This window comes from Tateyamaria sp. LSS28 (assembly GCF_059611725.1).
Genome location: NZ_JCAPFI010000003.1, coordinates 215,444 through 226,496, shown reverse-complemented (window position 1 = coordinate 226,496; position 11,053 = coordinate 215,444). Strand labels below are relative to the sequence as shown.

Genomic DNA, 11,053 nt, shown 5'->3' with positions numbered 1-11,053 from the left:
GATGCCAGCACTCTGGATTGCACATGTCACGGTGACGGACGAAGAGGCATACAAGAAATATGCAGCAGGCGCGACGGTCGCTATCGCCAACCATGGCGGCACCTTCATCGCCCGGGGCGGGCGTTACGTGCAGCTGGAAGGCAAGGACCGGCCCCGCAATGTCGTGGCCCGGTTCCCCGATGTCGAAACGGCCGAGCGGTGCTACCATTCCGACGCGTATCAAGCCGCACTTGAACATGCGCGCGGCGCATCGGAACGCGAACTCTTGATCGTCGAAACGACTGAGTAGCCGTTTGTCGGCGCACGCCGCCGTTTCCAATGTCTGACAGAAATCCCGAAAGGCGAGTTTTTCGACTCACGCTTGTGTGATATAGTGCATCTCACGGCGCAATTGTCGCGTCGTTGATCGTTGGGACGGGGGTTGTGCCCCGCGCGACATCTCGCCCCTGAATTCAAACATGCACTTCTTTTGCGCCCCTCGGGGCGTTTGTGCCCATTTCTGGGAGGAATTCTTTATGTCTTTGGCAAATCTAAACGTTTGGGTGACCGCCCTTGATGATCCATGCAAGATCAGCAGCCGCACCTGGTACATCAACATCTACAACTGCGATGGATCGATCCTGCGGTGGTGCGACCGGGAATATGCCGTCATTCCCGCGCCTTGTGGCCATCGCAGCATTCGCGTGCCCCCCGGGTGCTATCGGATCAACGCGGTCTGGAGTTTCCGCATCGGTGATGGATTTTACTACGTCAATCATTTCACCGACAGCGCGGTGGTTCAGGCGTGCTGTGACAAACATCAATGCGTCACGCTGTTCAACCCAAGCGCACATCGGTGCGGGCGCATCTTTTTGGCTGCGGTTCAGGACGCCGTACAACAAGAGGCGATTCCGAACGACGCGGCACAATTGGCAGAGGACGGGATCGAACAGGTGCTCAAACACATTCCGAGTCCGGCACGGCCGTTCGAGTTGGGTCATCTGGACGAGATCGAGAAGCGCGTGCGTGCTGCCGAAGAGAAAGGTAGCGATAAAGACGACACCGGCATTTTCCCGTTTGACGATTGATCACCGACTAAGGGAGGGCGGTGTGTCCGCCTTCCTGATCAGCTGGCCCTCGCCATCCGCTTGCGTTCGTGCGGGTCCAGATATCGCTTGCGCAACCGCACGGCATTCGGCGTGACTTCGACCAGTTCATCGTCGTCGATGTAAGCGATTGCTTCTTCCAGTGACATGGTGATCGGTGTCGTCAGACGCACCGCTTCGTCCGTGCCCGAGGCGCGCACGTTGGTCAACTTCTTGCCCTTCAGTGGATTCACTTCCAGGTCGTTGTCGCGGCTGTGTTCACCAATGATCATACCGGTATAGACGTCGGCTTGCGCCCCGATGAACATGCGACCCCGCTCTTCGAGGTTCCAGAGGGCGAACGCGACGGATTGGCCGTTTTCCATCGAGATCAAGACGCCAGCGCGACGGCCCGGGATCGGTCCCTTGTGGGGCGCCCATTCATGGAACACGCGGTTCAGCACGCCGGTGCCGCGCGTGTCGGTGAGGAATTCGCCGTGATAGCCGATCAACCCGCGCGACGGCACATGGGCCACGATGCGGGTCTTGCCGGCCCCGGCCGGTTTCATCTCGACCAGATTGCCCTTGCGCACGCCGGTCAGCTTTTCGATGACCGCGCCTGAGTATTCATCATCCACGTCGATGGTGGCTTCTTCGATCGGTTCGTGGCGGACGCCGTCGATCTCGTGAAACAGCACTTGCGGGCGCGAAATGCTCAGCTCGAACCCTTCGCGGCGCATGTTTTCGATCAGGACACCCATCTGCAATTCGCCGCGGCCTGCCACTTCGAAGGCGTCGCCGCCCGCGGTGTCGGTGATCTTGATTGCAACGTTCGATTCCGCTTCTTTCATCAGGCGGTCACGGATCACACGTGATTGCACCTTCTTGCCGTCACGACCGGCCATGGGCGAGTCGTTGATGCCAAAGGTGACGGTGATGGTTGGTGGATCGATGGGTTGTGCGGGCAGGGCCTCGCTCACGGATGTCGCAACGATACTGTCGGCCACGGTCGCCTTTGACATGCCAGCAAGCGTGACGATATCGCCCGCCTCGGCCAGATCGATGGGCTGCTGGCCCAGCCCGCGGAAGGCGAGGATCTTGGTGCAGCGGAAGTTTTCGATCAGGGTGCCATCGCGGCTGAGCGCCTTGACGGTTTCGCCCGCTTTCAAGGTTCCGGATTCGACACGGCCCGTCAGGATACGGCCAATGAACGGGTCCGATCCCAAAGTGGTCGCCAGCATGCGGAAGGGTTCGTCCTTGGCTGCGACTTGTGCCGGGGCAGGGACGTGATCCACGATCAGATCAAACAGCGCCGAAAGGTCCTTGCGCGGGCCATCTAGCTCCATGTCTGCCCAACCTGAGCGGCCCGAAGCATACATCGCCGGGAAATCAAGCTGGTCATCATCCGCACCAAGGTTGGCAAAGAGGTCAAAGCATTCGTCAAGCGCGCGGTCCGGCTCTCCATCGGGTTTGTCGACCTTGTTCAGAACGACAATGGGGCGCAGGCCCAGCGCCAAGGCCTTGGAGGTTACGAACTTGGTCTGCGGCATCGGTCCTTCGGCGGCATCCACCAGCAGTACAACACCATCAACCATCGACAGGATACGCTCGACCTCACCGCCGAAATCGGCGTGGCCGGGCGTGTCCACGATGTTGATGCGCGTGCCCTTCCATTCGACGGATGTCGCCTTGGCCAGGATGGTGATCCCGCGCTCGCGTTCCAGGTCATTGCTGTCCATGGCCCGTTCGGTTGTGGCCTGGTTGTCGCGGTATGTGCCGGACTGTTTCAGCAATTCGTCCACAAGCGTAGTCTTGCCGTGGTCGACGTGGGCGATGATGGCGATGTTGCGCAGATCCATATCTGTCCTCAAGTAGCGAAGCGGTAGGACATAGATGTCCGATGTTGGCGACACGGTCTTGAGTGACAGTGCGCCCGTTGCCCGGCCCATATAGCGCCGCAATGCAGAATGAAAGGGTCAAAGACCCCTAGTGTGTCGCCGTTGTAGAGAAGAGCTGAATCACCACAATACCTGTGATGATCAATCCCAGTCCAAGCACGGCAGCCAGATCAAGGACCTGCCCAAACACCGCAAAGCCGATCAAAGCGATCAGGACGATCCCCAGCCCAGACCAGAGGGCATAGGCAATACCGACGGGGATGTATTTCAGCGCAATGCCCAGAAAGTAAAACGCCACCCCATAGGCCAGAACGACCAGCAGCGTTGGACCCATCCGCGTGAACTGGTTGCTGGCTTGCAGGGCGGTGGTACCGATCGTCTCGGCAGCGACGGCCAGAACAAGGTAAACATAGTGAAGGGGCATTGGCGTGTCTTTCAGATGGGCAGTGCTGTGCTGTCCTTGATCTCTTCCATAACGAAGCTGGCCGACACGTCTGCAATGGGCACGTGGTGGATCAGCTGTTGGTACAGGTCATCGTAACCCGCCATGTCTGATACGCGCGCCCGGATCAAATAGTCCAGATCACCGGTCATCCGGTAAACGCTCAGAATGCCGGGAATCGCCTGGACAGCCCTGTTGAACCGCTGTTGCCAGTCGGGGTCATGGCTTTGTGTTCGGATTTGCATGAACACCATCAAGCTCAGACCGACGGCCGTCGGATCGAGCAACGCCACACGGCCCTTGACCGCGCCGCTGTCTTCAAGCGCGCGCACCCGTCGCCAGCATGCATTCCGGCTGAGGCCAACCCGTTCCCCGAGCGTTTCAAGTGAAACGCCCGCGTCCTGCTGCAACTCGCGCAGGATTCGCATGTCTATGTCATCAAATGTCTTCATTACCCCTATGTCGGTGGGAGCATGTCACAGAACAAGGGGCGGTTAAGGGCCAATTTGGGAAAAAATGACCCCGACGCCAGCATAGGATGACGGAAATCAATTCAGGAGTTTCAGATGCTGACCCGTGTGTTTCTATCCCACCCCCGCAGCGTAGATGAAAGCTATGCGCAACATGCCGTTTTTGCGGGTGGATTTGCTGTCCGGTTGTTCTTGGCCGGTGGGGCGGCGCTGATCCACGCATTTATCCCGTGTCTGTTTGAAAAAACAGCAAGCAACATGATCGCTGGCATGTATTCTAAAACTCACAACCGCGGTCGTTGATCCATGTGCAGATGGGCGGCTTACACCGGGGCTCCGCTTTTTCTGTCGGACATGATTGCAGAGCCAAAGCATTCGCTGGTCAATCAATCCTTGTCGGCCGAAGAGTGCAAGACAGCCGTCAATGCAGATGGGTTTGGTCTGGCGTGGTATGCGCACAGGCCGGAACCGGGGCTGTTTCGCGATGTCTATCCGGCATGGTCGGACCCCAACCTGCAATCCATCGCCCGTCAGGTGAAATCTGGCATGTTTCTGGTGCATGTGCGGGCGTCGACAGAGACGGCAACCAGTCGCAACAATTGTCACCCATTTGCCCTTGGACGCTGGTCCTTCATGCATAACGGTCAGGTCGGTGGATTCGGTTCGTTTCGCAAGAAGGCGGATATGCTGATCACGGATGCGTTGTATGAGCATCGCAAAGGTGCCACGGATTCTGAAACTCTGTTCCTGTTGGCGGCGGGTGCAGGGTTGGATATTGACCCTCAGCGGGCATTGGAACACGCGGTGCACCAGCTTGAAACTCTGTCGATGCGCCACGGGACGGCCCCGCATATGCGGCTTAGCGTTGCCTTGTCCGATGGTAAAACGCTCTACGCAGCGCGTTATGCATCTGACGACAAGTCGCCGTCGCTCTATTATCGATGGAAGGAAAACTGGCAGGGATGGGCCATCGTGTCCGAGCCGTTTGACGATCAACATGACGGATGGACCGCAGTTCCACCGGGCACTTTTTGCAGTTTCGGCCCCGATGGCGTGCGCACGGCTTCGTTTCAGCCGCGGCGCTTTGGCGACCCCACGTATAGTGCAGCAGGGTCGCCAGACAGTCTGGAGCTGGTTTAACCAGCCAGCGCCTTGTTCAGGTTTTCGTCGATCTTCTCAAGGAAGCCCATGGTGGTCAGCCACCCCTGATCGGGACCAACAAGCAGCGCCAGGTCCTTGGTCATGTGACCGGACTCAACGGTGTCCACAATCACCTTTTCCAATGTCTCGGCAAAGCGCTTGAGCTGCGCGTTTTCATCAAGCTTCGCCCGGTGCTTCAGGCCGCCTGTCCAAGCATAGATGGACGCGATGGAGTTGGTCGAGGTCTGCTCGCCCGCTTGATGCTGGCGGTAGTGGCGTGTGACGGTGCCGTGCGCGGCCTCGGCCTCGACGATCTTGCCATCGGGCGTCATCAACTGGCTGGTCATCATGCCAAGCGAGCCGAAGCCTTGGGCCACCACGTCTGACTGCACATCGCCGTCGTAGTTCTTACAGGCCCAGACAAATCCACCATTCCACTTGATGGCACAGGCCACCATGTCGTCGATCAGGCGGTGTTCGTACCAGATTTTCTTCGCTTCGAATTTTTCCTTGAATTCGGCGTCATAGACCTCTTGGAAGATTTCAAGGAACCGCCCGTCATATTGCTTGAGGATCGTGTTCTTGGTTGACAGATAGACCGGCCAACCAAGGTTCAGGCCGTAGTTGAAGGACGCACGTGCAAAGTCGTAGATCGACTTGTCGACGTTATACATGGACATGAACACGCCCGCGCTGTCGGCCTTGTAGACCTCGTGCTCGATCTCGGTGCCGTCTTCGCCAACGAACTTCATGGTCAGCGTGCCTGCACCGGGGAATTTCATGTCCGTGGCTTTGTACTGGTCTCCAAAGGCATGACGACCCACCACGATGGGGCGTGTCCAGCCGGGGACCAAGCGGGGCACGTTGCGGCAGATGATCGGCTGGCGAAAGATCACGCCGCCCAAGATGTTGCGGATGGTGCCGTTGGGGCTGCGCCACATCTTCTTGAGGCCGAATTCCTCGACCCGTGCCTCATCCGGGGTGATGGTCGCGCATTTGACGGCGACGCCCACCTCCTTGGTCTTTTCGGCGGCGTCGATGGTGATCTGATCTTCGGTCTTGTCGCGTTCCTCGATCCCCAGATCGTAGTAGAGCAGGTCGATATCCAGATAGGGTTCGATCAACTTCTTCTTGATGAAGTCCCACATGATGCGGGTCATCTCGTCCCCGTCCATTTCGACAATGGGGTTCTCTACCTTGATCTTGGTCATGGATGGGTCCTTTGCAGCACTGTCTGTCCTGCGTAGCGCTTAGCGGGTTGGAAGGCGTTTGGAAAGACTGTATGCAACGGTATACAGAAATTACGCTGCACTAGAGCGCGTCAAAGAACGCACTGATGCGTTTGCTGGCATAATCCCACAGTCCCGGTGCGCCACGCTCAATCTTAGTTCCGACGCGGGTGGCAATGGTTTCTTCGGTGACATTGTAGTCTGTCCAACTGCCACCGCCCGACGCGAGGTTCAGCATCGGTGGTTGAAACCGGTCCAGCGCTTTCGCAAACTGCGCAGTCGGGGTTTCTGCCGCTTCGAACTCTTCCCAGATCGGGCGCAACGCCTGGGCAATATCGACAGGCAAAAGGCCAAAGATGCGATCGGCCGCAGCCTGTTCCTGTGCCGCGACGGTAGCGGCATCTACGTCTTCGAAGATAGGGTTGTCGCCTGCATCAATCTCGACCAGATCGTGGAGGATCAGCATCTTGATGACGCTGTTGATGTCGACATCAGGGCCTGCCTGATCCGAAAGGACCAAAGCATAGAGGGTCAGGTGCCAAGAATGTTCCGCGCTGTTTTCCGCCCGGCTGCCGTCAGCCAGGGTCGTTGCGCGCAGGATGGATTTGAGCTTGTCCGCCTCGTTGAGAAAGGCGATCTGCTGATCCAGCCGCGTCACTCAGATGCCTGTTCCGCGCGATGCGCCTTGAGTTTCTGGGCCAGAAAGCGGCGACCGGCGTCATTTGCCATCCGCGTCCGGATCGCCGTCAGGAATGCCTCCTCCAGCGTTTGGGACGATGCGCCCAGCACATCGCCCACTTCCATGAACAAGCGGTCGTTGCCCAGCTCGTTCTGCACAGCCAGACATTCCTCGGCCAGCTTGTTGGCCATTTCGACGACAACGGGGTCAGCCATTAACGCGTGGTCTCGGTCAGACGCCGTTTCACATAGTCGGTCGTGTTGCCGATCAAAGTGTCCAGGTGCGGCTCTTCAAAGAAGTGGCCGGCCCCTTCGACCTGAGTATGCGTGATGGTGATGCCCTTTTGCTCATGCAGTTTGGACACCAGCGCCTCTGTATCCGCGGGCGGCGCCACACGGTCGGATGTGCCGTTGATGATCAGGCCCGAAGACGGGCAGGGCGCCAGGAACGAAAAGTCATACATGTTGGCGGGGGGCGACACTGAGATGAATCCAGTGATCTCGGGCCGCCGCATCAAGAGCTGCATGCCGATCCACGCGCCGAACGAAAAGCCTGCAACCCAGCAGTGCTTGGAATTGTTGTTCATCGACTGCAGGTAGTCGAGGGCCGAAGCGGCATCGCTCAGCTCGCCGATACCCTGATCATATTCGCCCTGGCTGCGTCCGACACCACGGAAGTTGAAGCGCAGAACAGTGAACCCCATGTTGTAAAAAGCGTAGTGCAGCGCGTGCACCACCTTGTGATTCATGGTGCCGCCAAACTGCGGGTGCGGATGCAAAACGATGGCAATCGGCGCATCACGTTCTTTTTGGGGGTGGTAGCGGCCTTCGAGGCGGCCTTCGGGTCCGGGAAAAATGACCTCGGGCATATGGTGTTCTGTCCTCGCGCGTCTTTTTTTGGGTTCCGATTTCTTGACGAAATTGATCGGGCACCTTAGAACGGTTCTAACTTATCCGACAGGTCATACATCCTGCAGTGGCAACGATGTATGGCCTTGTGTCGGTGACGTCAATTGGGGGTTTTGAGATGAAACTGTCGACCAAAGGGCGCTATGCGATGGTGGCGCTGGCTGACATCGCGATGCAGCCGGGCGATCAGCTTGTGAGCCTGGGCGATATCTCGACCCGGCAGGACATCTCTTTGCCCTATCTGGAACAGTTGTTTGTGAAGCTGCGGCGCGCTGATCTGGTGTCGTCAGTGCGTGGACCGGGCGGCGGCTACAAACTCGCGCGTTCGGCGTCCGACATCCGTGTTGCTGACATTCTGGCAGCGGTCGATGAAAAGGTGGATGCGATGCACAAGGGGGCCGGAGCCACTGGTGCGGCATCTGGGTCCAAGGCGCAGTCGCTGACCAATCGGCTTTGGGAAGGGCTGAGCGCCCATGTATATGTCTTCCTGCATCAGACGCGGCTTTCGGATGTGATCGGGAACGAATTGGCCCCGTGTCCTGCGGTGCCGAACCTCTTTGCGGTCGTCGATGATGGTTGATGTCGACTGGGGGCCAGCCCCCAGACCCCCGGGATTTTTTGAAACAGGGAAGACATGAGCCGGGTCTATCTGGATCATAACGCGACGACACCTCTGCGGGCGCAGGCGCGCGAGGCGATGCTGCGTGCCATGGATGTGGTGGGCAATCCGTCGTCGGTGCATGCCGAGGGGCGCGCGGCCAAAGCGATTGTCGAGAAAGCGCGGGGGCAGGTTTCTGACGCGTTGGGTGCATCGGCTGCCGACATCGTCTTTACAGCCAGCGCGACCGAGGCGGCGGCTCTTGCCTGCGCCGGGCGGTCCTTGCACGGATCTGCTGTTGAACATGATGCGGTGGGCGCATGGATTGACCCGGTTTTGGCGGCGGATGCCAACGGTCATGTTCGGGTAGCAACACCCGCCGCGTCTTGCCTGCAGTTCGCCAACTCCGAAACAGGTGTGGTGCAGGATGTTCAGCAGGGGCTCGCCCTCAGCGATCTGACGCAAGCTTTCGGTAAGCTGCCTTTTGGGTTCGATTGGCTGGGCGTAGAGATGGGTTTAATTTCGGGTCACAAGCTTGGTGGCCCAAAGGGCGTAGGTGCATTGGTCTTGCGACAAGGTCTGGATGTGCAGGCGCAGATACGCGGCGGCGGTCAGGAAATGGGCCGCAGGTCTGGCACTGAGAATGTAATCGGAATCGCTGGTTTCGGCGCTGCAGCCGAGGCCGCACAACGTGACGTTGCCGATGGAAAGTGGGCCCGCGTCGAGAAACTTAGAAATATTCTAGAAAAGGCTCTTGCTGCCGCGTCAAAGACAACTATTTTTGTCGGGAAAGAGGCGACGCGGCTGCCGAACACCTCCTGTTTCATCACGCCCGGCTGGAAGGGCGAAACGCAGGTGATGCAGATGGATCTGGCCGGTTTCGCCATCTCGGCGGGTTCGGCCTGTTCCAGTGGCAAGGTCAAGGCCAGTCGGGTGCTGAAGGCCATGGGCTATTCGGAGCTTGAGGCGGCATCGGCAGTGCGGGTGTCGCTGGGGCTTGAGACAACGGAAGAAGATGTTTTGCGCTTTGTCGATGTGTGGGCGCAAAAGCTGAAGAAACACGAGGCGCGGGCGGCGTGAACCGCTCAGATGCGAGAGGATGTCCGACATGGAAAATGTGGTAGTCAAGGAAGGTGTTGATCAGGAAACGGTAGATGCCGTTGCCGAGGTGGGTGGAGCGTACAAGTACGGTTGGGAAACCGACATCGAGATGGAGTACGCGCCAAAGGGCCTGACACCAGACATCGTCAAGCTCATCTCGGAAAAGAATGAAGAGCCGGAGTGGATGACCGAATGGCGTCTGCAAGCCTATGACCGCTGGCTGCAGATGAAGGAACCAGACTGGGCCATGGTCGACTATCCCGAGATCGACTTCCAGGATCAGTATTACTACGCGCGCCCCAAATCGATGGAGGTCAAGCCGAAGTCGCTGGACGAGGTCGACCCCAAACTGCTCGCCACCTATGAAAAGCTGGGCATTCCGCTGAAGGAACAGATGATCCTTGCTGGCGTTGAAGGGGCCGAGAATGCGCCAGCCGAGGGCCGCAAGGTCGCGGTGGATGCGGTGTTCGATTCCGTGTCCGTTGGCACCACGTTCCAAGCGGAGCTGAGAAAAGCTGGCGTGATCTTCTGCTCGATTTCCGAAGCGATCAAGGAACATCCCGAGCTGGTGAAGAAATACCTTGGATCAGTCGTGCCGGTGCAGGACAATTTCTATGCCACGCTGAATAGCGCGGTCTTCTCGGATGGCTCATTTGTTTACATCCCGCCGGGTGTCCGCTGCCCCATGGAATTGTCGACCTACTTCCGCATCAATGCCGAAAACACCGGCCAGTTCGAACGCACGCTGATCATCGCGGACAAGGGCAGCTACGTGTCCTACCTTGAAGGGTGCACGGCACCTCAGCGCGATACCTCGCAACTGCACGCCGCTGTGGTCGAAATTGTGATCATGGAAGATGCAGAGGTCAAATATTCCACCGTTCAGAACTGGTATCCCGGGGATGAAAACGGCAAGGGCGGCATCTATAACTTCGTGACCAAGCGCGCCGATTGCCGGGGCGACCGGGCAAAAGTGATGTGGACACAGGTGGAAACCGGTTCTGCCGTGACGTGGAAGTATCCGTCCTGCATCCTGCGCGGTGACGACAGCCAGGGCGAGTTCTACTCCATCGCCATCGCCAACAATATGCAGCAGGCCGACACCGGCACCAAAATGGTGCACCTGGGCAAGAACACCAAGTCGCGCATCGTGTCCAAGGGGATCAGCGCAGGCAAGGCCCAGAACACCTACCGTGGTCTGGTGTCCATGCACCCCAAAGCCAAGGACAGCCGCAACTACACCCAGTGTGATAGCTTGCTCATCGGCGACAAATGCGGTGCCCACACGGTTCCGTATATAGAGGTGAAGAACAACTCTTCCCGTGTCGAACACGAGGCGACGACGTCCAAGGTGGACGACGACCAACTGTTCTACTGCCGCAGCCGTGGCATGGACGAGGAAGAGGCGGTGGCCCTTGTGGTCAACGGCTTCTGCAAGGACGTGCTGCAGGCGTTGCCCATGGAGTTCGCCATGGAAGCGCAGCAGCTGGTTGCCATTTCGCTGGAAGGATCGGTGGGCTGATC

The 11,053-nt window shown here is 58.4% G+C and carries 14 protein-coding genes; 7 read left to right on the top strand and 7 right to left on the bottom strand.

The genetic code is table 11. From position 1 onward, the window contains the following. Nucleotide 1: 1 nt before the first annotated feature. Together AC53L6_RS09705 and AC53L6_RS09700 are read left to right on the top strand one after the other, a co-directional pair. Nucleotides 2-289: a DUF1330 domain-containing protein gene (locus AC53L6_RS09705; protein WP_299198442.1), complete on the top strand. Its 288-nt coding sequence runs from the start codon at nt 2-4 to the stop codon at nt 287-289. A 226-nt stretch (nt 290-515) separates the two neighbouring features. Continuing rightward, nucleotides 516-1,067 (top strand): hypothetical protein, encoded by a 552-nt coding sequence (locus AC53L6_RS09700; protein WP_496907705.1) that lies wholly within the window; start codon nt 516-518, stop codon nt 1,065-1,067. Nucleotides 1,068-1,105: 38 nt separating this feature from the next. On the opposite strand, the gene typA is transcribed toward AC53L6_RS09700, so the two are convergent. From typA to AC53L6_RS09685, 3 genes are all read right to left on the bottom strand, one after another. Next, on the bottom strand, nt 1,106-2,923 hold the full coding sequence (gene typA, locus AC53L6_RS09695; protein WP_496907704.1) for a translational GTPase TypA: 1,818 nt from the start codon (nt 2,921-2,923) through the stop codon (nt 1,106-1,108). 127 nt (nt 2,924-3,050) lie between these two features. After that, entirely contained in the window at nt 3,051-3,386 is a 336-nt protein-coding gene (locus AC53L6_RS09690) for a DMT family transporter (protein ID WP_299198416.1), read from the bottom strand. A gap of 11 nt (nt 3,387-3,397) precedes the next feature. After that, entirely contained in the window at nt 3,398-3,856 is a 459-nt protein-coding gene (locus AC53L6_RS09685) for an Lrp/AsnC family transcriptional regulator (RefSeq protein ID WP_299596759.1), read from the bottom strand. A 114-nt stretch (nt 3,857-3,970) separates the two neighbouring features. Here AC53L6_RS09685 and AC53L6_RS09680 point away from each other — a divergent pair, with 114 nt between their 5' ends. Continuing rightward, nucleotides 3,971-4,177, top strand: coding sequence for a DUF6356 family protein (locus AC53L6_RS09680; RefSeq protein ID WP_496907703.1), 207 nt, complete (start codon nt 3,971-3,973; stop codon nt 4,175-4,177). Nucleotides 4,178-4,180: 3 nt separating this feature from the next. Further along, the gene (locus AC53L6_RS09675; protein WP_496907702.1) at nt 4,181-5,014 is read left to right on the top strand and encodes a class II glutamine amidotransferase; all 834 of its coding nucleotides are present in this window, start codon (nt 4,181-4,183) and stop codon (nt 5,012-5,014) included. On the opposite strand, the gene AC53L6_RS09670 is transcribed toward AC53L6_RS09675, so the two are convergent. The 4 genes from AC53L6_RS09670 to AC53L6_RS09655 form a co-directional block, all read right to left on the bottom strand. Further along, on the bottom strand, nt 5,011-6,225 hold the full coding sequence (locus AC53L6_RS09670) for an NADP-dependent isocitrate dehydrogenase (RefSeq protein ID WP_472728084.1): 1,215 nt from the start codon (nt 6,223-6,225) through the stop codon (nt 5,011-5,013). The two genes, AC53L6_RS09675 and AC53L6_RS09670, sit on opposite strands and share 4 nt — an antisense overlap. A 100-nt stretch (nt 6,226-6,325) precedes the next feature. Further along, nucleotides 6,326-6,901, bottom strand: coding sequence for an HD domain-containing protein (locus AC53L6_RS09665; RefSeq protein WP_299198390.1), 576 nt, complete (start codon nt 6,899-6,901; stop codon nt 6,326-6,328). Continuing rightward, complete coding sequence (locus tag AC53L6_RS09660) at nt 6,898-7,137, bottom strand: hypothetical protein (RefSeq protein ID WP_189370632.1); 240 nt, start codon at nt 7,135-7,137, stop codon at nt 6,898-6,900. Before AC53L6_RS09660 ends, AC53L6_RS09665 begins: the two co-directional genes overlap by 4 nt. Next, nucleotides 7,137-7,790, bottom strand: coding sequence for an alpha/beta hydrolase (locus AC53L6_RS09655; protein WP_299198384.1), 654 nt, complete (start codon nt 7,788-7,790; stop codon nt 7,137-7,139). Before AC53L6_RS09655 ends, AC53L6_RS09660 begins: the two co-directional genes overlap by 1 nt. A 158-nt stretch (nt 7,791-7,948) precedes the next feature. Between AC53L6_RS09655 and iscR the strand changes: the two genes are divergently transcribed. From iscR to sufB, 3 genes are read left to right on the top strand one after another with little or no spacing between them, the layout of a single operon-like run. After that, nucleotides 7,949-8,410 (top strand): Fe-S cluster assembly transcriptional regulator IscR, encoded by a 462-nt coding sequence (iscR, locus tag AC53L6_RS09650; protein ID WP_299198381.1) that lies wholly within the window; start codon nt 7,949-7,951, stop codon nt 8,408-8,410. Between the two features lie 54 nt (nt 8,411-8,464). Then, a complete protein-coding gene (locus tag AC53L6_RS09645; RefSeq protein WP_496907701.1) occupies nt 8,465-9,508 on the top strand; it encodes a cysteine desulfurase family protein in 1,044 nt (347 codons plus the stop codon). A gap of 28 nt (nt 9,509-9,536) precedes the next feature. Next, on the top strand, nt 9,537-11,051 hold the full coding sequence (sufB, locus tag AC53L6_RS09640) for a Fe-S cluster assembly protein SufB (RefSeq protein WP_496907700.1): 1,515 nt from the start codon (nt 9,537-9,539) through the stop codon (nt 11,049-11,051). Nucleotides 11,052-11,053: the final 2 nt, after the last annotated feature.